Annotated in this window: 23 protein-coding genes and 1 riboswitch; of the genes, 13 read left to right on the top strand and 10 right to left on the bottom strand. The window is 73.8% G+C overall.

Annotation, left to right across the window (positions count from 1 at the left end; all coding sequences use genetic code 11):
* The first annotated feature begins 21 nt into the window (after nt 1–21).
* On the top strand, nt 22–852 hold the full coding sequence (gene otsB / locus AB0P06_RS29450) for a trehalose-phosphatase (RefSeq protein WP_363612609.1): 831 nt from the start codon (nt 22–24) through the stop codon (nt 850–852).
* Here the strand turns inward: otsB and AB0P06_RS29445 are convergent.
* Nucleotides 836–2,305: a trehalose-6-phosphate synthase gene (locus AB0P06_RS29445; protein WP_363612607.1), complete on the bottom strand. Its 1,470-nt coding sequence runs from the start codon at nt 2,303–2,305 to the stop codon at nt 836–838. The two genes, otsB and AB0P06_RS29445, sit on opposite strands and share 17 nt — an antisense overlap.
* Before the next feature lie 40 nt (nt 2,306–2,345).
* Complete coding sequence (locus AB0P06_RS29440; RefSeq protein WP_363612605.1) at nt 2,346–3,386, bottom strand: glucosyl-3-phosphoglycerate synthase; 1,041 nt, start codon at nt 3,384–3,386, stop codon at nt 2,346–2,348.
* Between the two features lie 164 nt (nt 3,387–3,550).
* Nucleotides 3,551–3,683: riboswitch (SAM riboswitch) on the top strand.
* A 17-nt stretch (nt 3,684–3,700) separates the two neighbouring features.
* Between AB0P06_RS29440 and thrC the strand changes: the two genes are divergently transcribed.
* From thrC to AB0P06_RS29415, 5 genes are all read left to right on the top strand, one after another.
* Nucleotides 3,701–4,987, top strand: a complete 1,287-nt coding sequence (gene thrC / locus AB0P06_RS29435) for a threonine synthase (protein ID WP_363612603.1) — start codon at nt 3,701–3,703, stop codon at nt 4,985–4,987.
* Between the two features lie 28 nt (nt 4,988–5,015).
* A complete protein-coding gene (locus tag AB0P06_RS29430; RefSeq protein WP_363612600.1) occupies nt 5,016–5,294 on the top strand; it encodes a ubiquitin-like small modifier protein 1 in 279 nt (92 codons plus the stop codon).
* Between the two features lie 576 nt (nt 5,295–5,870).
* Nucleotides 5,871–6,074, top strand: coding sequence for a cold-shock protein (locus AB0P06_RS29425; RefSeq protein ID WP_030289665.1), 204 nt, complete (start codon nt 5,871–5,873; stop codon nt 6,072–6,074).
* A 374-nt stretch (nt 6,075–6,448) separates the two neighbouring features.
* Nucleotides 6,449–8,071, top strand: a complete 1,623-nt coding sequence (gene groL / locus AB0P06_RS29420; protein ID WP_363612598.1) for a chaperonin GroEL — start codon at nt 6,449–6,451, stop codon at nt 8,069–8,071.
* 91 nt (nt 8,072–8,162) lie between these two features.
* Nucleotides 8,163–8,531 (top strand): hypothetical protein, encoded by a 369-nt coding sequence (locus tag AB0P06_RS29415; protein ID WP_363612596.1) that lies wholly within the window; start codon nt 8,163–8,165, stop codon nt 8,529–8,531.
* A 95-nt stretch (nt 8,532–8,626) separates the two neighbouring features.
* On the opposite strand, the gene AB0P06_RS29410 is transcribed toward AB0P06_RS29415, so the two are convergent.
* On the bottom strand, nt 8,627–9,295 hold the full coding sequence (locus tag AB0P06_RS29410) for a hypothetical protein (RefSeq protein WP_363612594.1): 669 nt from the start codon (nt 9,293–9,295) through the stop codon (nt 8,627–8,629).
* 159 nt (nt 9,296–9,454) lie between these two features.
* Here AB0P06_RS29410 and AB0P06_RS29405 point away from each other — a divergent pair, with 159 nt between their 5' ends.
* From AB0P06_RS29405 to AB0P06_RS29395, 3 genes are all read left to right on the top strand, one after another.
* Nucleotides 9,455–9,802 carry a PadR family transcriptional regulator gene (locus AB0P06_RS29405; protein ID WP_363612592.1) on the top strand — a complete coding sequence of 116 codons (348 nt, stop codon included), beginning with the start codon at nt 9,455–9,457 and terminating at the stop codon, nt 9,800–9,802.
* 14 nt (nt 9,803–9,816) lie between these two features.
* Entirely contained in the window at nt 9,817–10,755 is a 939-nt protein-coding gene (locus tag AB0P06_RS29400) for a hypothetical protein (RefSeq protein WP_363612590.1), read from the top strand.
* Nucleotides 10,756–10,896: 141 nt separating this feature from the next.
* Nucleotides 10,897–11,583 (top strand): copper homeostasis protein CutC, encoded by a 687-nt coding sequence (locus AB0P06_RS29395; protein WP_363612588.1) that lies wholly within the window; start codon nt 10,897–10,899, stop codon nt 11,581–11,583.
* Between the two features lie 76 nt (nt 11,584–11,659).
* Here the strand turns inward: AB0P06_RS29395 and AB0P06_RS29390 are convergent, their stop codons facing one another.
* Nucleotides 11,660–13,711 carry an AAA family ATPase gene (locus AB0P06_RS29390; protein ID WP_363612586.1) on the bottom strand — a complete coding sequence of 684 codons (2,052 nt, stop codon included), beginning with the start codon at nt 13,709–13,711 and terminating at the stop codon, nt 11,660–11,662.
* A 301-nt stretch (nt 13,712–14,012) separates the two neighbouring features.
* On the opposite strand from AB0P06_RS29390, the gene AB0P06_RS29385 reads away from it, so the two are divergent.
* Nucleotides 14,013–14,225 (top strand): hypothetical protein, encoded by a 213-nt coding sequence (locus AB0P06_RS29385; protein ID WP_363612584.1) that lies wholly within the window; start codon nt 14,013–14,015, stop codon nt 14,223–14,225.
* A gap of 35 nt (nt 14,226–14,260) precedes the next feature.
* Here AB0P06_RS29385 and AB0P06_RS29380 read toward each other — a convergent pair whose 3' ends face one another.
* Complete coding sequence (locus tag AB0P06_RS29380; RefSeq protein ID WP_363612582.1) at nt 14,261–15,898, bottom strand: DNA repair helicase XPB; 1,638 nt, start codon at nt 15,896–15,898, stop codon at nt 14,261–14,263.
* A gap of 255 nt (nt 15,899–16,153) precedes the next feature.
* Here AB0P06_RS29380 and AB0P06_RS29375 point away from each other — a divergent pair, with 255 nt between their 5' ends.
* Entirely contained in the window at nt 16,154–16,402 is a 249-nt protein-coding gene (locus AB0P06_RS29375) for a hypothetical protein (RefSeq protein WP_363612580.1), read from the top strand.
* Nucleotides 16,403–16,472: 70 nt separating this feature from the next.
* On the opposite strand, the gene AB0P06_RS29370 is transcribed toward AB0P06_RS29375, so the two are convergent.
* A complete protein-coding gene (locus tag AB0P06_RS29370) occupies nt 16,473–18,980 on the bottom strand; it encodes a helicase C-terminal domain-containing protein (protein ID WP_363612578.1) in 2,508 nt (835 codons plus the stop codon).
* A gap of 304 nt (nt 18,981–19,284) precedes the next feature.
* Here AB0P06_RS29370 and AB0P06_RS29365 point away from each other — a divergent pair, with 304 nt between their 5' ends.
* Nucleotides 19,285–19,977 (top strand): hypothetical protein, encoded by a 693-nt coding sequence (locus tag AB0P06_RS29365; protein ID WP_363612576.1) that lies wholly within the window; start codon nt 19,285–19,287, stop codon nt 19,975–19,977.
* A gap of 100 nt (nt 19,978–20,077) precedes the next feature.
* Here the strand turns inward: AB0P06_RS29365 and AB0P06_RS29360 are convergent, their stop codons facing one another.
* The 4 genes from AB0P06_RS29360 to AB0P06_RS29345 form a co-directional block, all read right to left on the bottom strand.
* On the bottom strand, nt 20,078–21,046 hold the full coding sequence (locus AB0P06_RS29360; protein ID WP_363612574.1) for an iron-siderophore ABC transporter substrate-binding protein: 969 nt from the start codon (nt 21,044–21,046) through the stop codon (nt 20,078–20,080).
* Nucleotides 21,047–21,172: 126 nt separating this feature from the next.
* Nucleotides 21,173–22,024 carry an ABC transporter ATP-binding protein gene (locus AB0P06_RS29355; protein WP_363612572.1) on the bottom strand — a complete coding sequence of 284 codons (852 nt, stop codon included), beginning with the start codon at nt 22,022–22,024 and terminating at the stop codon, nt 21,173–21,175.
* Entirely contained in the window at nt 22,024–23,070 is a 1,047-nt protein-coding gene (locus AB0P06_RS29350) for an iron chelate uptake ABC transporter family permease subunit (RefSeq protein WP_363612570.1), read from the bottom strand. Before AB0P06_RS29350 ends, AB0P06_RS29355 begins: the two co-directional genes overlap by 1 nt.
* On the bottom strand, nt 23,067–24,095 hold the full coding sequence (locus tag AB0P06_RS29345; protein WP_363612568.1) for an iron ABC transporter permease: 1,029 nt from the start codon (nt 24,093–24,095) through the stop codon (nt 23,067–23,069). Before AB0P06_RS29345 ends, AB0P06_RS29350 begins: the two co-directional genes overlap by 4 nt.
* Before the next feature lie 101 nt (nt 24,096–24,196).
* On the opposite strand from AB0P06_RS29345, the gene AB0P06_RS29340 reads away from it, so the two are divergent.
* Nucleotides 24,197–24,832 carry an HAD family hydrolase gene (locus AB0P06_RS29340; RefSeq protein ID WP_363612566.1) on the top strand — a complete coding sequence of 212 codons (636 nt, stop codon included), beginning with the start codon at nt 24,197–24,199 and terminating at the stop codon, nt 24,830–24,832.
* Nucleotides 24,833–24,927 lie beyond the last annotated feature (95 nt).

The raw sequence follows: 24,927 nt of genomic DNA, 5'->3' as shown, positions 1-24,927 counted from the left end.
CCGCGTGGGTAGGGTCCGGGCATGGTCTTCAAGGAGATTCCGCAGCCGGACACGGACGCCGGGCGCACGGGGCTGGAGGCGGTGCTCGCCTCGCCCGGGGACGCGGTGGTCGCCCTCGACTTCGACGGGACGCTGGCACCGATCGTGGCCGATCCGAGCCTGGCGCGCGCGCATCCGGGCGTGGCGGGGGCGCTGCGGGGGCTGGCCCCGCACGTCGGCTCGATCGTGGTGGTGACGGGCCGGCCGGCCGCGCTGGCGGTCGAGTACGGCGGGTTGGCGGCGGTCGACGGGCTGGTGGTGCTGGGGCACTACGGCGCCGAGCGCTGGGAGGCCGGAGAGGTCACGGCGCCGCCGGTGCACCCGGGGGTGGCGGGGGTGCGGACGGCGCTGCCGGACGTGCTGGCGGGGGCCGGGGCGCCGGCCGGGACCTGGGTGGAGGACAAGGGCCGCTCGCTGGCGGTGCACACCCGGCGCACCGGGGCACCGGAGGAGGCGTTCGAACTGCTGCGGGCACCGGTGGCGGCCCTGGCCGCCGAGTACGGGCTGGTGGTGGAGCCGGGCCGGCTGGTGCTGGAGCTGCGGCCACCGGGGGTGGACAAGGGCGCCGCGCTGACCGGGTTCCTGCGGGAGCGGGCCGCCCGGTCGGTGCTGTACGCCGGGGACGATCTGGGCGATGTGGCGGCCTACGCGGCGGTGGAGAAGCTGCGCGGGGAGGGGCTGGCCGGGCTGCTGGTGTGCAGCGGGACGACCGTCCGCGAGCTCGCCGACCGGGCCGACCTGGTGGTCCCGGGCCCGGCCGGCGTGGTGGAGCTGCTGGCGGCGCTGGGGGAGGAACTCAGCCGAGCGCGTTGAGCTGGTCGAGGAACCACTGCTGGGGCGGCAGGGCGGTCGCGGCGGCGGCGAGGCGCTTGGTGCGGTCGGCGCGTTCGTCGGCGGGCATGGTGAGCCCGGCGTGCAGGGCGTCGGCGGTGGCGATGATGTCGTACGGGTTGACGGTGATCGCGTCGTCGGCGAGTTCGGCGTACGCGCCGGCCTCGCGGGAGAGGACCAGGGCGCAGCCGTGGTCGGAGACCACCGGGACCTCCTTGGCGACCAGGTTCATGCCGTCCCGGATCGGGTTGACGAGGGCCACGTCGGCCAGCCGGTAGGCGGCCAGGGAGCGCGGGAAGTCGTCGTCGACGTGCAGGATCAGCGGCTGCCAGGTGGGGGTGGCGAACTCGTCGTTGATCTCCTGGGCCAGCCGCCGGACCTCGGCGGTGTAGGCCCGGTACTCGGCGAGGTCGGTGCGCGAGGGGTAGGCGAAGGCGACGTGCACGACCCGGTCGTGCCACTCGGGGCGGGTGCGCAGCAGGTGCCGGTAGGCGAGCAGGCCGCGGACGATGTTCTTGCTCAGTTCGGTGCGGTCCACCCGGACGACGGTGCGCCGGCCGCCGACGGCCTCACGGAGGGCGGCGAGGCGCTCGTCGACGTCCGGGCGGTGGGCGCGGTCGCGCAGGAAGTCGGCGTCGGCGCCGAGGCCGTGGACGCCGAGGAACGTGGTGCGGCCGTCGTGGGTGACCGTGAGGGCGGTCCGGTCGACGGTGGCGCCGAGCAGCGCCTCGCAGCAGTCGGCGAAGGCCAGGGCCCAGCGGCGGGTGAGGAAGCCGGCCCGGTCGGCGCCGAGGATCCCGGTGAGGACGGCGGCCGCGACATCGTCGGGAAGCAGCCGGAAGTACTCGGGCGGGGCCCACGGGGTGTGCGAGAAGTGGCCGATCCGCAGGTCGGGTCGGGCCGCGCGGAGCAGGGCGGGGACGAGGGACAGGTGGTAGTCCTGCACCAGGACCGCGGCGCCGGGGGCCGCCTCGGCGGCGAGGGCGTCGGCGAAGGCGGCGTTGTAGGCCAGGTAGGCCTGCCACTCGGTGCGGAAGCCGGCGTCGAAGGCGGGGGCGGTGGGGGTGGCGTACAGCAGGTGGTGGACGAACCAGAGGGTGGAGTTGGCGACCCCGTTGTAGGCCCGGGCGAAGGTCTCCGGATCTATGTCCAGCATCCGGACGGCCTGTCCGCCGACGTCGTGGCCGGCCAGGTCGAGGCGGCCGTGCGGGGCCTCCGCGGCGGCCCGGCGGTCGGCGTCGCCGAGGGCGGCGCAGACCCAGACGGCGCTGGGGTCGGCGATGGCGGAGAGCCCGGAGACCAGGCCGCCGCCGCCCCGGCGGAGGGTCAGCGTGTCGTCGTCCGCGGTGCTGAACGACACCGGTCCCCGGTTGGAGGCCACCAGTACGGGGGCGGTGCCGGTCGGACTCGAACGTTCGGTCGTGAGATCGCCCATGGTTGGTACGTTGCCGGGGGCCAGGGTCGGCAAACCCCGGTCAGTGCGGCAGGTGGCGGCTCACGTACTCGGGGACGGTGTGCATCGGGGGCCGTTCCAGGCCGGTGACCGGGTGGGTGTGGGCGGTGAAGGCACGGGTTTCCGGGTCGCGGGTGAACTGGGTGAGCAGCGGGTGCACCAGGTCGGCGGAGGCCTTGAGGCGGTGGGTGCGGTCGAGGCGTTCCAGGGCCGTGCGGTAGATGGTGGCGGCCATCCGGCCGAGCGCCTGGCCGTCCTGGTGGCGGTGGTGGCGCACGCCCACGTCCACCTGGGCCAGGGCGTCCAGACCGGCGGTCTCCAGGGCGTCGACCAGCAGGCCGAGCTCGACGCCGTAGCCGGTCGGGAACGGCAGCCGTTCGAGGAGCGAGCGGCGGGCCGCGTACTCGCCGCCGAGGGGCTGGACGAAGCCGGCCAGCTCCGGCCAGTGCAGGTTGAGCAGCGGGCGGGCGACCAGCTCGGTGACCCGGCCGCCGCCGGAGGGGACGACCGCGCCGCCCGCGTCGGACGGGCCGCTCGACGGCACTTCGAGCGGCCGGTCGTACATGGCCTTGACCAGCTGGATGTCGGGTTCGGTGAGCAGCGGGCCGATGATGCCGGAGACGAAGGCCGGGTCGAACTCGCGCAGGTCGGCGTCGACGAAGCAGACGATCTCGCCGCTGGTGACCAGCAGGGAGCGCCAGAGCACCTCGCCCTTGCCGGGGGCGGCGGGCAGCCGGGGCAGGATGTCGTCACGGTGCACCACCCGGGCGCCGGCCCCGGCGGCGACCGCGGCGGTGGCGTCGGTGGAGCCGGAGTCGACCACGACGAGTTCGTCGACCAGCGGGAGGCGCTCCATCAGCTCGCGGCGGACGGTGCGGACGATGTCGCCGACGGTGGCCTCCTCGTCCAGCGCGGGCAGGACCACGCTGACGGTGCCCGCCCGGCCCGCCGCCCGTTTGGCGTCCAGCAGCGTGCCGACCGGGCGGTCGGCCGCGCTCCAGGAGCGGCGGCGCAGCCAGGACGCCGCCTGCGGAAGGAGCGCGGGGGTCGGTTCGGCGGGCACGGGTCTCTCCTCGGCGGGTTCGGGTGGGACGGGTTCGGACGGGACGGGGCATCTCGCGTGGCGGACGGTCCCGTTCGGGGTTGACGCCTTCGGATACAGTCTTCGTACAGCGATCGGACCTTCGCACGCCGGGGTCACCGCTGAGCAGGACCACAACTTCACAGAGCTCATCCAGAGGGACTGAGGGAACGGCCCGTTGACGTCCCGGCAACCTTCTCGCGCGGCTGTCGTACAGGCCCGGCGGGACAGGTGCCAATTCCGGCCTGTGGCGCGACCGCGTCACGGGGAAGATGAGGAGAGAGGCCTCCGCCATCATGGCTATCGACACCGCCGCACCCGCATCCCTCACCGTTGACCTCGGCCCCGCCGCCGCGCTGTCCTGTCGGGAGTGCGGCACCCGCTTTCCGCTCGGTCCGAGCTTCGCCTGCCTGGAGTGCTTCGGGCCGCTGGAGATCGCGTACGACTTCGGCGGCGAGGCCGCCGAGGACCTGCGCAAGCGGATCGAGGCCGGCCCGGCGTCGATCTGGCGCTACGCCCCGCTGCTGCCCGTTCCGGCCGATGTCGCCGGGAAGCCCAACCTGAACCCGGGCTGGACCCCGCTGGTGAAGGCCGACAACCTGGGCCGTGAGCTGGGCTTCACCGCTCAGCTGCACATCAAGGACGACTCGGGCAACCCCACCCACTCGTTCAAGGACCGCGTGGTGGCCTGCGCCATCGAGGCGGCCCGCGCGTTCGGCTTCACCACGCTGTCCTGCTCGTCCACCGGCAACCTGGCCGGCGCGGTCGGTGCGGCGGCGGCCCGGGCCGGATTCAAGTCCTGCGTGTTCATCCCGCACGACCTGGAGCAGGGCAAGGTCGTGATGGCCGGGGTCTACGGCGGCGAGCTGGTCGGCATCGAGGGCAACTACGACGACGTCAACCGCTTCTGTTCGGAGCTGATCGGCGACCCGGCCGGCGAGGGCTGGGGCTTCGTGAACGTCAACCTCCGCCCGTACTACGGCGAGGGCTCCAAGACGCTGGCGTACGAGATCTGCGAGCAGCTCGGCTGGCGGCTGCCGGAGCAGATCGTCATCCCGATCGCCTCGGGCTCCCAGCTCACCAAGATCGACAAGGGGCTGCAGGAGCTGATCAGGCTCGGTCTGGTCGAGGACCGGCCGTACCGGATCTTCGGGGCGCAGGCGGCCGGCTGCTCGCCGGTGTCGGCCGCGTTCAAGGCCGGCCGGGACGTGATCCGCCCGGTCAAGCCGGACACCATCGCCAAGTCGCTGGCGATCGGCAACCCGGCCGACGGCCCGTACGTGCTGGACATCGCCCGCCGCACCGGCGGCGTGGTCGAGGACGTCACCGACGCCGAGGTGGTGGCCGCGATCAAGCTGCTGGCCCGCACCGAGGGCATCTTCGCCGAGACCGCGGGCGGGGTGACCGTCGGCGTGCTGAAGAAGCTCGTCGAGACCGGGCAGCTGGACCCGGCCAAGGAGACCGTCGCGATCAACACCGGCGACGGCCTGAAGACCTTGGACGCCGTCTCCGACTCCGGCATGACCACCGTCATCCGCCCGACGCTGGAGTCCTTCCGCGACGCCGGCCTCGCCTCCGCCTGACCACCACCCCGCTAGGAGAGCCCCCGCCATGAGCGCCAACGTCCGCATTCCCACCATCCTGCGCACCTACACCGGCGGCTCCGCCGAGGTCGCCGCCGAGGGTGCCACCCTGGGCGATGTCATCGCCGACCTCGACAAGAACCACCCGGGCATCGCCGCCCGCGTCCTGGACGACGCCGGCAAGCTGCGCCGCTTCGTGAACGTCTACGTCAACGACGACGACGTGCGGTTCGCGGAGGGGCTGGCGACCGAGATCAAGGACGGCGCGAGCGTGTCGATCATCCCGGCGGTGGCCGGCGGCTGCTGAGCCCGTCCGCCGCTCTTCCCGGCCGGCCGTTCCCGCGTACGGAATTCCGAATTCCGTACGCGGGGGCGGCCGGCCGCATTTCGGCGGGAATATTTCCGGGTCCAGTCGGAGTAGAGTGTCGCTCGGCTGGGAACAGGGCTCCCCTTCCCCTTTCACCGGCGCCCGAATCCGGCTGAACCCGTATCGCCGGTGACCGTCCGGCCGCTGAGACCGGCGCCGCGCGCACGGCCGTGAAACATGTCAGGCAGATGTCAGAATTCTCAAGGGGATTTGAGTAATTCGTCCGCTATGTCCGGCGTGAAATGCCGATTTCCTCCTGATTTCACCTGAGGTGTCCCCTGGCGGGCCCGGGGAATTCCCTGCGGCTGACCCTGTTGCAGAGGGCGTCGATCCGGATACATTCAGCCGCGATCGACGCGATCGCCCGCCCATCGGATGCCGTCCGGTGGCTCGGCGGGGGACCGCGGCGTGCACGGCTGCGTCCAGGGGGGGTTCCCCGGGCCGGCCTCGAAACCAGACCCGGGCCCGCGACCTGCGGGCGCGTGAAGGGCCAGCACAGCACTAGGGGAGTTCGGAATGGCTCAGGGCACCGTCAAGTGGTTCAACGCGGAGAAGGGCTACGGCTTCATCGCGGTCGACGGTGGTGCGGACGTCTTCGTCCACTACAGCGCGATCCAGATGGACGGCTACCGCACCCTTGAGGAGGGCCAGCGGGTCGAGTTCGAGATCTCTCAGGGGCAGAAGGGCCCGCAGGCGGACATGGTCCGCGCCGCGGTCTGACCTTTCCGACCCCCAGGAGTTCGGCTCGGCCCATCGGCTGGTGCGCCTCTTGCTTCGCGACGGGCCCGTACGACACACGTCGTACGGGCCCGTCGGCACGTGCGGCGGCGGGCGCCGCCGCACGTGGCGCCCGGGGCCCGTCGCGCGTCCGCCCGCGGGTGGCCGGTGCGGCTCGCGGGTTGCCGATTGGGCTTGCACTCGCCCTGCCAGAGTGCTAATCATTGGCGTTAGCACTCACAGCGTGAGAGTGACAGCGGACCGGGTCGGTGAGGCCCCCGGGAGCGGTAGGGGAAAGGACCCCCGCACACCAGGGCCGTCCGTCGCGGGCACCCCTTGGTCCGAGCAGTCGACCGTGTCCCGGAGGACCACTTCAGATGGCCAAGATCATCGCCTTTGATGAGGAAGCTCGCCGCGGCCTTGAGCGTGGCATGAACCAGCTCGCCGACGCAGTGAAGGTCACGCTCGGCCCCAAGGGTCGCAACGTCGTTCTGGAGAAGAAGTGGGGCGCCCCCACGATCACCAACGACGGTGTCTCCATCGCCAAGGAGATCGAGCTCGAGGACCCGTACGAGAAGATCGGCGCGGAGCTCGTCAAGGAGGTCGCCAAGAAGACCGACGACGTCGCGGGTGACGGCACCACCACCGCCACCGTGCTGGCCCAGGCGCTCGTCCGCGAGGGTCTGCGCAACGTCGCCGCCGGCGCCAACCCGATGGCCCTGAAGCGCGGCATCGAGAAGGCCGTCGCCGCCGTCTCGGACCAGCTGCTGGCCCAGGCCAAGGACGTGGAGACCAAGGAGCAGATCGCCTCCACCGCCTCCATCTCGGCCGCCGACACCCAGATCGGCGAGCTCATCGCCGAGGCCATGGACAAGGTCGGCAAGGAAGGCGTCATCACCGTCGAGGAGAGCAACACCTTCGGTCTGGAGCTTGAGCTCACCGAGGGCATGCGCTTCGACAAGGGCTACATCTCCGCCTACTTCGCCACCGACCTGGAGCGTATGGAGGCGAGCTTCGAGGACCCGTACATCCTCATCGCCAACTCCAAGATCGGCTCGGTCAAGGACCTGCTCCCGCTGCTGGAGAAGGTCATGCAGAGCGGCAAGCCGCTGGTCATCATCGCCGAGGACGTCGAGGGCGAGGCCCTGTCGACCCTGGTCGTGAACAAGATCCGCGGCACCTTCAAGTCCGTCGCCGTCAAGGCCCCGGGCTTCGGCGACCGCCGCAAGGCCATGCTCGGCGACATCGCCATCCTCACCGGTGGCACCGTGATCTCCGAGGAGGTCGGCCTCAAGCTCGAGAACGCCGGCATCGACCTGCTGGGCACCGCCCGCAAGGTGGTCATCACCAAGGACGAGACCACCATCGTCGACGGTGGCGGTGACAGCGAGCAGGTCGCCGGCCGCGTGAACCAGATCCGCGCCGAGATCGAGAACAGCGACTCGGACTACGACCGCGAGAAGCTCCAGGAGCGCCTCGCCAAGCTGGCCGGCGGCGTGGCCGTCATCAAGGCCGGCGCGGCCACCGAGGTGGAGCTCAAGGAGCGCAAGCACCGCATCGAGGACGCCGTCCGCAACGCCAAGGCCGCCGTCGAGGAGGGCATCGTCGCCGGTGGTGGCGTCGCCCTGCTGCAGGCCTCGGTCGCGTTCGACAAGCTGGAGCTCGAGGGCGACGAGGCCACCGGTGCCAACATCGTCAAGGTCGCGCTGGAGGCCCCGATCAAGCAGATCGCGACCAACGCCGGCCTGGAGGGTGGCGTCGTGGTGGAGAAGGTGCGCAACCTTCCCGCCGGTCACGGCCTGAACGCCGCCACCAACGAGTACGTCGACCTGGTCGCCGCGGGCATCATCGACCCGGCCAAGGTCACCCGCTCCGCGCTGCAGAACGCCGCCTCCATCGCGGCGCTCTTCCTCACCACCGAGGCCGTCATCGCCGACAAGCCGGAGAAGGCCGCCGCGGCCGCCGGCGGCGGCATGCCGGGCGGTGACATGGACTTCTGATCCGACTCGATCGGATCGGGCAGTTCCTCGCTCGCATGGGCGGTTCCCTCCGGGGAGCCGCCCATGCGGCGTTCTGCGGGAGAATGGACGGATGGCTTCCACCGGTGACACCGCTGACATCGAGACCGCCCTGCACAACGCGCGGGCGCTGATCCTCGCCGACCTCTCCGCCCGGGACGTGGCGGACGCCGCCGTGGTGTCGCTGGTGGAGAACGCCGTGACACACCGGCGCTGGTGGCTGGGGCAGTGGCCGGACGGCGCCGAGTACGTGCTCGGGCTGGTCGCCCAGGACGTCCAGGACGCGCTGCTGGAGGAGTACGGGCGGTGGCCGCTGTGCACCGCGTGCGCGGCGGACGGGGACCCGCACGCGCTCGGCGTGGAGCCGGAGCTCGGGCCCGAGCCGCACTGGGTGTGCGGCAAGGAGGGGGCGGTGGTGTCGCCCGTCGGCCGGCTGTCGTAGACCGCGCCCGGCCGGGACCGCTTTCGGCCGCCGTCGCGCTCCGGGGCGCGACGGCGGCCCTTGTGCCGCCCGGGGCGTTCGCGGTCCGTGGCGTCCTACTCGGAGCCCTCCAGGAGGCCGAGTTCGGCGGCCAGGTTGGCTCGGGCGGGGGCGTCGAAGCGTTCGCGGGCGGCTGGGGTGCGGTAGAGCGCGGGGAGCGCGAGGAGCCGGCGCAGGACCGCCGCGCGCCCGGCCCGGAAGTCCGGCTCGGGGACGAAGGCGTACTCCGCGCGTACGGCGGCCGCGTACGCCGCGTACGCCTCGGGGGTGCCGCCGAGGACGGCGAGGTCCGCGTCACAGAGCACCTCGCCGTCCCGGTCGCCGGGGGCGGGGCGGTGGGTGGTGGTCAGCCGGACCAGCCGCGCGACCTCGGCCACCCGGGCGGCCGGCAGAGCGGCCTCGGTGAGCGCCCGGACGGCGAGGGCCGCGCTGCGCTCCTCGTTCTCGGAGCGGTCGGGGCGGTAGACGGCGTCGTGGAACCAGGCGGCCAGCCGGACGGTGTCCGGTGCGTCGGCGTGTCCGGCGAGCGTGTCGACGTGGCCCAGCACCGCCCGCAGGTGATCGGTGGTGTGGTAGCGGCGCTGCGGCTCGGCCCAGCGGCGCAGCAGCTCGCGCCCGTACGGTTCGGGGTCGGTGCCGGTGCCGCAGCGGTGCAGCAGGGCGGTCCAGTCGGCGAGCAGATCGGCGGCGGCGGGCGGGCCGGCGGCGGCGGACGTGTTCGGCATGGGGTTCATTGTGCTGGCCCGGGCGGACGGTGTGGCCGGGGCGTCGGGATCGGTCGGGTCGTCCTGATCAGTCTGGGCGTCCGGGTCGGGCGGGTCGGGCGGGTCGGCCGGTGGGAGTTCCACTGGACCTATATGTAGGTTAGCGATATATGTAGTCCTATGACAGAACGTGCGATGCAGGAGCCCACGCTGCTTCTGCTCACGGCATTGGCCGATGCCCCACGGCACGGCTACGCGCTCATCCAGGAGGTCGCCGCGATCTCCGGCGGCCGGGTCACGATGCGGACGGGCACGCTCTACGGCGCCCTCGACCGGTTGCTGCAGCAGGGGCTGATCGAGGTCGCGGCCGAGGAGGTGGTGGACGGCCGGGCCCGGCGCTCGTACGCGCTGACCGGGGCCGGCCGCGCCGCCCTGGCCGGTGAGGCCGAACGGCTGCGTGCCGTCGCCACCGAGGCCGAGCGGCGCCTCGCCGTTGTCCGACCGAGGGTCAGGGGGACCTTCACATGACCACACCCACCGTCATGACCACACAGACGGTCGTCCTGCGGGTCGCGCTCCAGCTCTACCCGGCCCGCTACCGCCGCGAGCGCGGCGACGAACTGGCCGCGGTCTTCGCCGACACCACGGCCGAGGCGGGCAGGCAGGCGCTGGCCCGGGAGGCGCTCGACCTCGCCGCGTACGGCCTGCGGGTGCGGACCAGGCTGACCTCCAGCTCCCTCGGCGGGCGGCTGCTCGGGGCGGCCGCGCCACTGATCGCGGCCGCGGTCGCGGGGGCGAGTCTGTCGCCGTGGTTCAGCGATGTGGACGCCGTCGCCTGGAACTTCGCCGGGGAGACGAGCCTGGGCCGGGCGATCATGATCGCGCAGCCGGTGGTGGCGCTCCTGCTGGCCCTCGCCGCGATGGTGGGGAGCTGGACGGTGGCGCGGATCTTCGCGGTGGGGGTGGTGGTCACCGGGCTGCTCGGCATGAGGGGCGCGTTCGCGCCGGAGGCCATGGGCTGGTGGTGGACCCTCTACACGAGCACCTCGGTCGTGCCGTTCGTGCTCTCCGGGCTGCTGGTCATCGCCGCGCCACGGGACCTGCTGAGCCGCCCGACGGGGTGGCCGCGCGCGCTGATGGCGGCGTCGGCGGTCCTGGGCGGACTCATGGTCGCGGCCCAGGGGAACTACGACACCCGCTACCTGATGAACGCCCCGTGGTCGACCGTTCTGGTGGTCGTTCCGCTGTTCCTGGTGCTCACCGTGGTGCGCGGCTGGCTGCTGCCCGCCGCGGCGGGGCTCGCGATGCTGCCGCTGAGTGCGGCCTTCAGCGTGTTCAGCCTCTGGGAGGAGACCGGCGGTATCTGGCGGCTGCTCCCGGTCGGTACGGCGGCGGTGGCGCTGATGCTGGCGGCGGTTCTGGTCAAGCGGCGGCGCGGCGGCGTTCCCCCGGGTACGGAGGGATGGCGCACCGCGATCTGATCGGACCGGGCCGGGCCGCCGCCGGGTGGCCCGGCCCGGCGGCGTGACGACCGGAGGACGGGCCGCGACCGGAGGGCAGGTCCCGGCCAAACGGCCGCAGGGGGCTCGCCGGGGGGCCGCGGGATGTGGCAGTCTACCGATATGTCTAGACCAATTCTCGAAGTCATCGCGCTGACGCCCCAGGACGCCCAGGCCGCCGAGTCGGGCGGCGCCGACCGGCTCGAACTGGTCACCGACATGGCCGCCGACGGGCTCACCCCGTCGGTCGAGGACTTCGCCAAGATCCGCGCGGCGGTGGACATCCCGCTGCGCGTGATGCTGCGGATCCGGGACGGCTTCGCGCCGGGCGACCTGGACGAGCTGCGCGCCCGCGCGGCCGCGCTCCGGGCCGAGGGCGCCGACGAGTTCGTCCTCGGCTTCCTGGACGCCGACGGCGCCGTCGACCTGGCCGCCACCGAGGCCGTCGCCGAGGCCGTGGCGGGCTGCCGCTGGACGTTCCACCGGGCGATCGACCACAGCGCCGACCGCGCCGCCGTGCGCGCCGCCGTCGGCGCGCTGCCCGGGCTGGACACCTTCCTGACGTCCGGTGCGGTCGGCGGCGTGGACGCGGGCCGGGAGGTGCTGCTGGCGGAGCTGGCCGCGGCCGGGAAGCCCGGTTACGGCCAGCGGATCCTGATCGGCGGCGGGCTGCGGGCCGAGCACCTGCCGGGCCTGCGGGCGGCCGGCTTCGACGCCTTCCACGTCGGTGGCGCGGTGCGCGTCGACGGGTGGCAGTCGCCGGTGGACGCGGGCAGGGTCGCCGAGTGGCGGGCGCTGATCGACGGCTGAGGGGTGGGTGACGGGTGACAACTGACAGATAACAGACTCTGTTATCTGTCAGTTGTCACCCGTCGTCCGGCTGTCGTCAGCGCAGCTGTTCGGGCAGCGGTTCGGCGTGCAGCACCGTGAGCCCCGAGACCGCGCGGGTGAGCGCCACGTACAGGCGCCGCAGGCCGGTCCGCCGGTCGGGCTCGCCGGCGATCACGGCGGCCGGCTCGTCGAGCACCACGTAGTCGTACTCCAGGCCCTTGGCCAGCGAGGCCGGGACGAGGGTCAGCCGGGCCTCCGCGCTGGTCTCGGCGCCGGGGGAGAGGTGCGGCAGACCTGCGGCGGCCAGCGCCTCGGCGAGCAGTGGGACGCGCTCGTCGGCGGCGATCAGGCCGGTCGAGCCCTCGTGCTCCAGCGCCCGGTGACAGGCCGCGATCACCGCCTCCGCCAGCACGCCCCGCTCGACCTGACGGATCGTCAGCGATCCGGGCGCCTCGCGGACCGAACTGGCCGGAGCCAGGCCCGGGGCGATCGCGGGCAGCAGCCGGGAGGCGTACGCGATGACCTCCTCCGGCACCCGGAAGCCCTTGGTCAACTCCTCGATGTGGGCGGCGGGTTTGCCCAGGTGGTGCAGGGCGTCCGGCCAACTGGCCGTCGCCCAGGGGGTGGTGCCCTGGGCGAGGTCGCCGAGGACGGTCGCCGAGCCGGTGGTGCAGCGGCGGCCGACCGCGCGGTACTGCATCGGGGAGAGGTCCTGCGCCTCGTCCAGCACCACGTGGCCCAGCGAGGGGGTGCGCTGCACCAGGTTGGTGGCCTCGTCGACCAGGACGGCGTCGGCGGCCGTCCAGCGGGCGGTCTTCACCGAGCGGCCGGGCCTGGGCCGGAGCACCGTCCGCTGCTCCTCGGGGGTGAGGACGCCGTCCGCGCACTCGGCCAGGAACTCCGGTTCGGAGAGCAGCCGCAGGACCAGCTTGGCCGGTTCGACCGGCGGCCAGCACTGCTTGACCACCGCCTTGACCGCCGGGTTGCGGGCCACCGCGTCCTGCACCCGGTCGTCGGGGGCCTCGCCGCCCTGCTCCATCTTCAGCAGCACGGTGTGCGCGATCCGCTGCGGCAGCGCGTCCCTGGCGGCACCGTAGCGGATCGCGCGGCCCTTCAACTCCTCGATGATCTCGACCAGTTCGTAGGCCGGTACGCGCCAGCGCCGGGAGCCGCGGACCACCACGCAGGGCTCGGTGGGCAGCGTGATGCCCGAGCGCACGGCCCGGCGCAGCACCTCGGCCATCCGGGCGTCGCCCTTCAGCCGGGCCGCCTCCGCGGTGTCCTCGCCCCGGACCTCGACATGCGCGACCAGCTGCTGCACGGTGGCCTGCGCCACCTCCAGCTCGCCCAGGGCGGGCAGCACCTGCTCGATGTAGGAGAGGAAGGCGTTGTTCGGGCCGATGACCAGCGTGCCGGTCCGGGCGAGGCGCTCGCGGTGCGCGTACAGGAGATAGGCGACACGGTGCAGGCCGACGGCGGTCTTCCCGGTGCCGGGGGCGCCCTGGACGCAGACCGTGCCGCTGATGTCGGCACGGACGATCTCGTCCTGCTCGGGCTGGATGGTGGCGACGATGTCGCGCATCGGCCCGACGCGGGGCTTCTCGATCTCGGCGGCGAGCAGGGCGGAGGCGGTGTCCGACTCGGCGGGGTCGGTGAGGTGCTCGTCCTCGTAGGCGGTCAGCTCGCCGCCGGTGTAGCCGAAGCGGCGGCGCCGCTCGACGTCCATCGGCGCGGTCCGGCTGGCCCGGTAGAACGGCTGGGAGACCGGCGCGCGCCAGTCGATCACCATCGGGTCGCCGTCGGCGTCGTGGACGTGCCGCCGGCCGATGTAGAAGTTCTCCCCTCCACTGCCTTCGGACAGCTCCTCGCTGATCGCGTGCAGGTAGTCGAGGCGGCCGAAGAACAGCGGGGTGTGCGAGAGGTCGGCCAGGGCGGCGATCCGGGCCTCGATCTGCTTCTGGAGGACGATGGCGGTGACCCAGGTGCCGGTCACGTCGCGGATGTCCAGCGACTGGACGTCCTCGCGCATCGCTCGCAGCGCGGCCCTGGAGGCGGCCAGATGGTCGCGTTCGCGCTGGAGGGGGTCGGTGGTGGGGGTGGCGGGCACAGCGAACCTTCCCGGCTGCCCCGGAAGCGGGCGCAGCGGATCGTTGGAGCTCACAGTGGGTACAGCCGACCGGTTGCCGAACGGTCGGCGCCTCCCCCGGCTGCCTGCGGGACTCAGCAGGTACCACGGTTCGGGAGGGGGCAGACGAACGATCCTAGACCCGGTGGCCCCAGGGTTCCACCCCCGGTTTCCCCGGACGGGGCCCTCAGGGCCTCCGTACATCGGGAGGACGACCTCCGTCCTGCCGGATACGGCCTTTGGGGTGATGTGTCCGGCGCGCCCGGGTTCTACCGTTGAAGACATGAGCACCGTACACATCACGGCGCCCCGGGCAGCGGCCACGACCCCCCGGGTGCCGACCCAGAAGTCCGTCGCCCGCCCCGCCGGAGCGACCGCCGCGACCGTCCCCGGCCGCCGCCGCAACCCGCTGGCCAGGGCCGTCCGCAACGTCGGCATCGCCCTGGACACCGCCGCGCGCGTGGTCTTCCTCGGGCGCGACGGCGTCGGGTACTGATCCTCGGCGGGTACGGACCGGCGGGTACGGACCCGCTAGAGCACGTCGTCCGCGTCGATGATGCGGTAGGCGTAGCCCTGTTCGGCCAGGAAGCGCTGGCGGTGGGCGGCGAAGTCCTGGTCGACGGTGTCGCGGGCCACCACGGAGTAGAAGTGGGCCGCGTGGCCGTCGGCCTTGGGGCGCAGGACGCGGCCGAGGCGCTGGGCCTCCTCCTGGCGGGAGCCGAAGGTGCCGGAGACCTGGATGGCGACGGTCGCCTCGGGCAGGTCGATGGAGAAGTTGGCGACCTTGGAGACCACCAGGACGCTGATCTCCTTGTTCCGGAAGGCCTCGAAGAGCTTCTCCCGCTGGGCGTTGCTGGTCTCGCCCTTGATCACCGGGGCGTCCAGGACCTCGCCGAGCTCGTCGAGCTGGTCGATGTACTGGCCGATGATCAGCGTCTGGTCCTTCTCGTGCTTCTTGACCAGGGCCTCCACCACCCGACGCTTGGTCGCCGTGGTGGCGCAGAAGCGGTAGCGCTCCTCGGGCTCGGCGGTGGCGTAGGCGAGCCGCTCGGTGTCGGTCAGGGTGACGCGGACCTCGCAGCAGTCGGCGGGCGCGATGTAGCCCTGCGCCTCGATCTCCTTCCAGGGCGCGTCGAAGCGCTTGGGGCCGATGAGCGAGAAGACGTCGCCCTCGCGGCCGTCCTCGCGGACCAGGGTGGCGGTCAGACCGAGGCGGCGACGGGCCTGGAGGTCGGCGGTGAACTTGAAGACGGGCGCGGGCAGCAGGTGCACCTCGTCGTAGACCACCAGGCCCCAGTTGCGGGCGTCGAAGAGCTCCAGGTGGGCGTAGACGCCCTTCCGCTTGGTGGTCATCACCTGGTACGTGGCGATGGTGACCGGGCGGATCTCCTTCTTCGTCCCGCTGTACTCGCCGATCTCGTCCTCGGTGAGCGAGGTGCGCTTGACCAGTTCGTGCTTCCACTGCCGGGCCGAGACGGTGTTGGTGACCAGGATCAGGGTGGTCGACTTGGCCTCGGCCATGGCCGCCGCGCCGACCAGCGTCTTGCCGGCGCCGCAGGGCAGGACGACGACGCCGGAGCCGCCGTGCCAGAAGCCCTCGACGGCCTGGGCCTGGTACGGGCGCAGCTGCCAGCCGTTCTGGTCGAGCTCGATGGGGTGCGCCTCGCCGTCCACGTACCCGGCGAAGTCCTCGGCGGGCCAGCCGAGTTTGAGCAGCACCTGCTTGATCTGGCCGCGCTCGGACGGGTGGACGACGACGGTGTCGGGGTCGATCCGGGCGCCGACCAGCGGGGCGATCTTCTTGGAGCGCAGCACCTCCTCCAGCACCGGCCGGTCGGTGCTGGTGAGCACCAGGCCGTGGGTCGGGTGCTTGGAGAGCCGGAGCCGTCCGTAGCGGGCCATGGTGTCGGCCACGTCCACGAGCAGTGCGTGCGGTACCGGGTAGCGCGAGTACGTCACCAGGGCGTCGACCACCTGCTCGGCGTCGTGCCCGGCCGCGCGGGCGTTCCAGAGCCCGAGCGGGGTGATCCGGTAGGTGTGCACGTGCTCGGGGGCGCGTTCGAGTTCGGCGAACGGCGCGATGGTGCGGCGGCAGTCGGCGGCCTTGGGGTGGTCGATCTCCAGGAGAAGAGTTTTGTCGCTCTGGACGATGAGCGGTCCGTCGTTCACGCGGGGAAGCCCTCCACTGGCTGACACTGACAGGCTGGACTGATGACCGGCCGACCGGCCGGGTCGACCGGTTGGTCTGACCGGTTGGTCTGACCGGCTGGTCCGACGCAGACCCTCCAGTGTCGCGCATTTCGTGGCGGACGCGGGCGGCCACCGTGATTCGGCCGCCTTCGAGGGGCCGGAGCCGCTGTCCGCCGCCCGGGCGGTCGGTGGGCCGGGCGGTGACCGGGGGGCCGCTCCGTCGTTGAGCCGGGCATGAACAAGTCGAAGCGCGTCCTCACAGCCCTCGCCCTCGCCGGTACGGCCTTCGCCGCCACCGCCTCCTCCGCCGGTTCCGCTCATGCCCTCGCGGGCCTCGGCGAGACCGGCGGCCCGTTCGCGGCCGGCGGGTTCCTGCTCGCCGATCTGGTCAGCGGCGGCAGCCTGCCGGTCGGCCAGAGCGAGATCGGCACGCTGGCCGATCAGGCGATCAAGGAGAAGATGCAGCAGGGGCAGGCGCACTGACCCGCTGCGGTGAGCAGGGCCCGCCCCGGGGAGCGGGCTCCGTCCCGGCGGCCGGGCTCCGTTCCGGCGGTCAGGCGGAGTCCTCCAGTTCGGCCACGCCGGTGATCCGGTGGAGGGCGAAGGTGCGGAGTTCGTCGGCGTGGTGGTCGAAGGCGGTGACGTAGCCGCCTTCGACCTTCACCGGGTCGATGATGCGCTGGCTGGCGAGGCCCTCGGCGTTGAGGTAGCCGATCCACATCCGCTCGCCGAGCAGGACGGCGGTCTGCAGGGCGGCGAGGGTCTCGGCCGCGGCGGTGCGCGGCAGCTGCCGCGGGTCGGGGGTGGGCTCGCGGCGGATGGCGGTGGCGGCGCGGTCGCCGGCCCGGATGGCCTTGATGGCGGCCGCGAGGAGAGTGTCGTCGGGCGTGGGCGGGCCGTCGGGGACGGGGACGGGGGCCGCGCGCGGCGGGGTGCGGTGGCGGTCCGGGCGGGTGATCAGGACATCGCCCTCGGCCGACTCGGCGGCGGGCGCGTAGCCCATGGTGCGCAGGGCGGCGAGCAGGACGTCGGGGGCGGCCTGGGAGGCCAGGACGGTGGGGGCGAGCAGGCGCAGCCGCAGATCGACGGAGCGCCGGTCGGCCAGCACCTCGGCGAGCAGCGCCGGGTCGTCGCAGCGCAGGTACGAGGAGGCGGCGCCGACCCGCAGCACGCCGTGCCGGCGGGCGACGTCGTCGATCAGATAGGTGAGCGGCTGGGGTACGGGCGTGCGGGAGTGCTGCTCCAGGAAGACCTGCAGGTCGGCGGCGGTGCGGCCGGCGTCGAGCGCGCGGCGGACGGACTCCGGGGTGAACCGGTAGACGGTGGCGCCGCCCTTGGACTCGATGTCGGCGCAGAGCGCGAGGGCCTGGCCGAGCGGGGCGAGCAGCGGGCCGGGGGCGATCGCGGTGAGGTCCGGCTGGAGGATGACGTGGTCCAGCGGGCGCGGCAGCAGCGGGGCGAGCACCTCGGCCGGGTCGGCCTCGGCGGTCAGCAGGGCGCGGGCGGGGGCGGCGAGGGCGCCGCGGCCGGTGACACCGAGGAGTTCGGCCTCGGCGAGGGTCCAGGCGGTGAGGTCGTCGCGCAGATCGCGGCCCTCGCCGGTGGCCGGGCCGCCGCGCAGCGGGCGCTGCCAGCGCAGGGTGGGCAGCAGTTCGTCGGCGGTGGCGGGGGTGCCGGGCGGCAGTTCGGCGAGCAGGGCGAGGGTGGCCCGGCGGACGGACGGGGCCAGGGTGCGGTCGAGTTCGGGGCCGAGCGCGGCCCGCGGCTTGCCCTTGCCGTCCGGGCTGCCGGTGAGGGCGGCGACGCGGGTGGCGGTGAGCCAGCAGCCGGCCAGCCGGGCCCAGCGTCCGGCGGTGTCCTGCTGGAGCCAGGCGTCGTACCCGGGGGTGGGGGCCCAGCGTTCGTCGGCCTCACCGTCGGGGGCCAGCAGGCCCGCGGTGTAGGCGAGTTCGAGCCAGAAGGCGGCCTGGCGCTCGGTGGTTTCGAGGGCCTGGGCGGTGCGCTTGAGGTCGCGGACGCCGACGCCGCCGGCCCGCAGGGTGGCGGGCGGGGTGAGGCCCCAGAGGTCGAGCAGTTCCTCGACGATCCGGACGGCGGTGTGGGCCTGGCCGGCGGCGGCACTGTCCACAGCCTGTGGATCGCGCGGTGGAGCGTCGGGTACGGGCTCGGGCTGGACCGGTTCGGTCATGCGGTGGGTGCGGCCGCCGCGCAGGTGCAGAGCGAGTTCGCGGGGCAGCACGACGCTGCCGGGGCTGGTGGGCAGCAGCAGACCGCGGGCGAGCAGCCACTCGACCGGGCTCTGCGCGTCCTCGGCGGTGACCGGGCGGGTGGCGTCCGGGACGGTCCCGGTGGGCGGGCCCCAGACCAGGCGGTCCAGCAGGCGCAGGGCCGGTTCGGGGGCGCCGGCGAGCAGGGCGTCGCAGCGGGCGCGGTCGGTGAGCAGCGCGGTGAGCGCGGCGACGGCGGTGACCGGGTCGGGGGTCGCGGGCAGGCCGGCGGAGGCGAGCAGTTGCTGCAGCCGGGCCGGGGACATTCCGGGCGTGGCCTCGGCGAGGGTCGGGCCGAGGCCGGTGCGGCCGGGGTTGGCGGCGGTCGGGGTGAGGGCCTCGCGGACCGCGATGACCAGGCGCAGTCCGTTGTCGGGGCCCCAGAGCAGGGCGCGGTCGCGCAGTGTGGCGAGGGCCCGGGGGAGGGCGGCGGCGACGGCGGCGCGGTCGGCGGTGGTGAGCGGGGTGGCGCCGGGGTGCGGCTTCACCTTGGCGGGGCCGGCCAGCAGGGTCCGGACGGTGGCGAGCGACGCGCCGTCGGGGGCGGCGGCCAGGGCCTCGGCGACCTGGAGGGTGAACCGGTCGAGGCGTTCCAGGGCGCGCAGCGCGGAAGCACGGGAGGAGAGCCGGGCGGCGAGCTGGGTGAGGTCGCCGGGGACGGGATTGAGCAGGTCGGGGCGGGACCGGAGCAGGGCGGCGAGGTCGTCGTCGGGGCGGGTGCGGAGCTCCTCGGCGAGGGTGCGGGGGCCGGCGGCGGACTTCCCGGGGCGTTGGGGGCCCTGCGATGTGGTCATTCGACCTAGGTTAGTCGCGTCGGGTGGCGGTGCGGGATGAGTCGCGGGCGGCTGTCGATCATCCGGGCGGCCCGGGCTCGCGTGGGCGGGGGCCGGATGGGTAGCGTCACGATCGGCGGGGACGGGCTCGGGCAAGGCGGGGTGTTGGGTGATGTCGGACGGCGAGTGGTGGCGTAAGCGCGGGCCGTGGAGCGAGCCGCCGGGCGGAGGCGGGCCGGCGGACGGGGACAGTGTGTACGCGGCCGGGCCGCCCGGTGTGCCGGGGATGCCGTCCGTCCCGCCGGCCCCCGCGGCTCCGCCCAGGGTGTCGGAACCGTTCGGCGAGACGTCCGAGGGGCCGCTCGCGGGGTCGTCGGCCGGTGCGGACGCTCCGCCGGCGTCGCAGCTGTACTCGGCGGACCCGGGCGGCTGGGACCTCGTGATGCTCAACTTCTCGGACGCGCCGCAGGCGCCCCCCAAGCCGATCCCGGAACAGCGGACGCCCGCGGAGGACACGCCGGACCCGGCGCCGGCCGAGGAGACGGCAGCGGGGAAGGCGGCGGGGAAGGGCGGGCGCAGGAACAAGAGGAAGGCCAGGGCCAAGTCCGGGAGCGAGGGCGGCGGGGCCCCGGCGGGGGCGCCGCGGCAGAGCGTGCTGGCCGGCCGCCGCCCGTCGCCGTTGCTCCTGCTGTCCTCGGTGACGCTGGTCGGCGGTGCGGTCGTCGGGCTGGTCCCGGCGCTGCTGGTGGGCTGGGCGCTCGGCTACCTGTCCCGTCAACTGACCGACTTCACCCGTAAGTTCGCCATTCTCGGCATTCCGCTGATCACGATGAGCGCGACCACCGTCTGGTTCTGGGGCCGCGCCCAGGGCCGCTGGGGCGAGGCGCTTCAGCCGGGCGAGCAGGTCGGCCAGGTGACCTGGTCCGCGGCCCCCGGGGCGCTGCGGGTGGCGGCGGTGCTCTCCGCGCTGTTCCTGCTCGGGGTGACCATGCGGCGGGCGGCCCGGACGGAGGGCTGAGGCCGGGGCCTCGCGTGCCGCGCCTCCCGGCTGTTCTCGCCGGTCCCCGTCCGCGCCGATCACGGGTGGAGCCGGACGGGCGGCACGCGGCCGGCCAGGCCTACGCCCCCAGAAAGCGCTGGAGCTGGGCGAGGACGAAGTTGGCGCCGGTGTAGCCGATGCCCTGGAACCAGAGCTGGTCGTCGACGGGGAAGGCCCGGTGGGCGTGGACGGCGCCGAGGGCCTGCCAGCCGGGGCTCGCCAGGGTGGCGGTGGTGCCGGCCCGGCCGGGGTTGCCGTAGGTGGCGTAGAGCAGCAGGTCGCCGTCGGCCCTGGCGATCTGGTCCAGGGGGATCTCGATGTCGGCCTGGTCGACGTTCTGGGCGTCCGGGCGGCCGAGTTGGACGTCGGTGAGCAGGGTGCCGGGGAAGCTCTGTTTGCCGTACAGCCGGATGCCGCCGCCCTCGACGAAGCGGACGAGGCTGATCTTCCGGCCGGACGCCTTGGCGCCGGCCAGCGCCTGGATCACCTGGGAGACGTGCCGCTGGTAGGCGCCGGCGAAGGCGGTGGCCGCGTTCTGACGGCTGAGCGCCTGGGCGTGCAACTGGACGTTGGCCTTCCACGGGGCGCCGGTGGTCTGGGTGAGGACGGTGGGGGCGATCTGCCGCAGCGTGTCGTAGCGGTCGCCGTCCCGGGCCTGGTTGGAGAGGATCAGGTCGGGACGCACGGCGCGGATCGCGTCGAGGTCCGGGGCGCCGGGAGCGCCGACCGGGGTGATCCCGGCGACCCGGGAGGCGGGCCAGTAGTCGGGGAACGTGGGGTCGACGGCTGCCCGGGCCGCGCCGACCGGGGTGATGCCGAGGGTCAGCGCGGAGTCGAGTTCGGCGGTGTCCAGGGTGACGACACGCATCGGCGCGCCCGGTACCGTCACCGGGCCCATCGCGGTGTTGACGGTGACGGCGGGCAGCGGGGTGGGGGAGAGGACACCGGCGGCGTTGTCGGCGAGCGGGGTGCCGCGCCGCGCGGTGCACCCGGTGAGGGCGGCGCCGCCGAGCCCGGTGAGCAGGGTACGGCGGGTGATCGGGGGCATCGGCGGTCCTCGGACGGGGGCGAACGGGCGGCGGCGCGTCGATTATGTCCGAAATGATGCTATGCGTCCTCGTCTGCGGCCTGTGGCGCGCCCCCCGCCGGTCGTGCCGTGGTCGTGCCGTGGCCGTCAGGCGTCCGCCTTCACCGCCCACGGCGAGCCCGGGACGACCAGCGGTGTGCCGGTGACCGGGTCCGGCACGACCACCGAGTCCAGCCCGAAGACCTCCCGCACCAGCTCCGCCGTGACGACCTCGCCCGGCGCGCCCTGGGCAACGATCCGCCCGTCCCGCATCGCGACCAGGTGGTCGGCGTACCGGGCGGCCTGGTTGAGGTCGTGCAGCACGGCGACCACCGTCCGGCCGCGTTCGACGTTGAGCCGTCGTACCAGGTCCAGGACCTCGACCTGGTGGGCGATGTCCAGGAAGGTGGTCGGCTCGTCCAGCAGCAGGATGTCGGTGCCCTGGGCGAGCGCCATCGCGATCCAGGCCCGCTGGCGCTGACCCCCGGAGAGCTCGTCCACACTGCGTTCGGCCAGCTCGGCGGTCGACGTCCGCTCCAGTGCCTCGGCCACCGCCTCCTCGTCCTCCGCCGACCACTGCTGCCACCAGCTCTGGTGCGGCTGGCGGCCGCGCGAGACCAGGTCGGCCACCGAGATGCCCTCGGGCGCGGTCGGGGACTGCGGCAGCAGCCCGATCCGCTGGGCGATCCGCTTGGTGGGGATCCGGGCCAGCTCGGCGCCGTCCAGCAGCACCGCGCCCCGGACGGGCTTCAGCAGCCGGCCGAGCGCGCGCAGCAGGGTGGACTTGCCGCAGGCGTTCGGGCCGACGATCACCGTCACCCTGCCGTCGGGAATCCGCAGGTCCAGCCCCTCGGCGACGGTACGCGCCTCGTAGGCGAGGGTCAGGCCCCGGGCTTCGAGGCGGTGGTCGGGCGCCGGGCCGGCGGGCGCCGGGGCGGCGGGCACCAGGTGATCGGGCATCAGGAACCTCCACGGCGGGATCGGACGAGCAGCCACATCAGGTACGGCGCGCCGACCAGGCCGGTCACCACGCCGACCGGCAGTTCGGTGGGCGCGAGCAGCCGTCGGGCCAGCAGGTCGGCCAGGACGACCACCAGCGCGCCGGTCAGCGCCGAGCAGAGCAGCGGGATCTGCGCCGAGCGGGCCAGCCGCAGGGCGATCTGCGGGGCCATCAGCGCGACGAAGTCCACCGGCCCGGCCGCGCCCGCCGCGCACGAGGCCAGCACGATGCCGAGCAGCGCCATGCCGAGCCGGATCCGGTCCAGCCGCAGGCCGAGCCCGACGGCGGTGGTGTCGTCGAAGGAGATCGAGCGCTGTGCCCGCGCCGCCCAGAGCGCCACCGGGACGGCGGCCAGCAGCACCCGGGCCAGCCAGCCGGCCTGGTCGTAGCCGGAGCCGTTGAGGCTGCCGGTCATCCAGACCTTGGCGGCCTGCGCCTGGAAGCCGTCGCCCTTGGTGAGGAAGACCGAGGTGAGCGAGGAGAGCGCGACGCTGATGCCGATGCCGATCAGTACGAAGCGCTGGGCGTGCAGGCCGCGCCGCCAGGCCAGCGCGTACACCAGCAGGCCGGCCACCAGCCCGCCGGCCACCGCCGCGTAGGGCACCTGGCCGGTGGAGCCGACCACGCCGTACGCCATCAGGCCGACCACCGTGGCGGTGGCGCCCCAGGAGACGCCGACCACGTCGGGGCTGGCCAGCGGGTTGCGGGCGACGGTCTGGATCAGCGCGCCGGCCAGCCCGAGGGCGGTGCCGACCAGCAGACCGACCACCACCCGGGGCAGCCGGAACTCGCCGACCACCAACTGGTGCGCGCTCGGCTGCCCGAGCACCACCTTCACCACCTCGGCGGGCGAGACGGTGGACTCGCCGAGGCAGAGCGAGGCGACGACGGTGACGGCCAGCGCCAGCAGCAGACCGGTGGCCACGAACGCGGAGCGGCGGTGCAGCAGGAAGGAGGCGCGGCCGGCCCGCAGCACGGTGTACCCCCGCAGCGCGACGGAACTCATGCCGCCACCACCTTCCGGCGGCGGACCAGGGCGACCAGCACCGGCACCCCGACCAGTGCGGTCATCACACCGGCAGGCACCTCGGAGGGCGGGAAGAGCACCCGGCCGAGCGCGTCGGCGAGCAGCAGCAGCGCCGGGCCGAGCACGGCGGAGAAGGCGAGTACCCAGCGGTGGTCGGCGCCGGCCACCGCGCGGGCGGCGTGCGGGACGGCGAGGCCGACGAAGGCGATCGGGCCGGCCGCGGCGACCGCCGAACCGGTCAGCACGGTGGCGCCGAGCGCGCCGACCGCCCGGACCAGCCCGGTCTTCGCGCCGAGCCCCCTGGCGGTGTCGTCGCCGAGCGCCAGCGCGTCCAGCCCGCGCGCCACCGCGAACACCAGCACCGTGCCGACCAGCAGGAACGGCATCAGCTGCCAGGCCACGTCGGCGGTGCGCCCGGAGAGCGAACCGACGTGCCAGAAGCGGAACCGGTCCATGGTGGCCGCGTCGGTGGTGAGCACCAGGGTGTTGAGCGAGGCGATGAACGCGGACATCGCGGAGCCGGCCAGCGCCAGCTTGATCGGGGTCGCCCCACCCCGCCCGCGCCCCGCCAGCCCGTACACCAGCACGGTGGCGATCACCGCCCCGGCGAAGCCGAACCAGACGTAGCCGGTCAGGGAGGAGATCCCGAACCCGGAGATCGCCACCACCACGCCGGCCGCCGCGCCCTGGCTGACGCCGAGGATGCCCGGGTCGGCGATCGGGTTGCGGGTGATGCCCTGCATGACGGCGCCGGCCAGGCCGAGCGCGGCGCCGACCGCGAGGCCGACCACCGTCCGCGGCACCCGCAGCTCGCGGACGACCACGGCGTTGGTGCTGTCCCCGCCGTGCAGCAGGGCGTCGACGGTCTCACTGAACGGGATGGTGCGGCTGCCGACCGCCAGGCTCAGCAGCACCGCGGCGACCAGCACGGTCAGCGCGGCGGCGAGCCACAGTGCGCGGCGGCGCAGCAGGCGCCGTTTGCCGGGCGCGGTGGTGTCGGTCATGGCTCTCTCTCGCAGATAACTGAGGCAAACCTAAGTTCCGCGGAGAAGCCGGGGCAAATCACCCCCGTGTCCATGGTGGACGGGTTGGATAACCTGGCGGTATGCCCTCGACCCCGCCTGCCGCCCCGCTCACCGTCGGCTTCGACCTCGACATGACGCTGCTCGACACCAGGCTCGGCATCCGGGCCACCTATCTCGCGCTCTCGGCCGAGACCGGCACGTACATCGACGCCGACCTGGTGGTCACCCGGCTCGGCCCGCCGCTCCTGGACGAACTGGGCAACTGGTTCCCGGCCGACCGGCTGCCCGGCATCGCCGACCGCTACCGCACGCTCTACCAGGAGCACGCCTTCGCCCCCACCGTCGCCCTGCCCGGCGCCCACGCGGCGGTCGAGGCGGTCCGCGCGCACGGCGGCCGGGTCGCGGTGATCACGGGCAAGTACGAGCCGAACGCCCGGTTGCACCTGGAGCACGCGGGTCTGCACGCCGACGCGCTGGCCGGCGACCTGTGGGCGGAGACCAAGGGCGACGCGCTGCGCGAGCACGGTGCGACGGTGTACGTCGGCGACCACCTCGGCGACATCCGGGGCGCCCGGCACGCGGACGCGGTCGCGGTGGGCGTGGCCACCGGCCCCTACCGCGCGGACGAACTGCTGGCGGCGGGCGCGGACGCGGTGCTGGCCGACCTGACGGAGTTCCCGGCCTGGCTGGCCGGGCACCTGGCGGAGACGCTCTAGCCTGCGCGTTTCATCCGGGGTCGCGTCCGGATCATGATCGGAAAAGCGAAAGTGCCTTCTGAGCTGCAACGATGAGGCTTGTCTAAGGTCCCAGT

It is taken from the genome of Kitasatospora sp. NPDC088351 (genome assembly GCF_040685575.1).
Lineage (GTDB): Bacteria > Actinomycetota > Actinomycetes > Streptomycetales > Streptomycetaceae > Kitasatospora.
The sequence above is the reverse complement of the archived record's forward strand: the minus strand, read 5'-3'. Positions and strand labels throughout refer to the sequence as shown.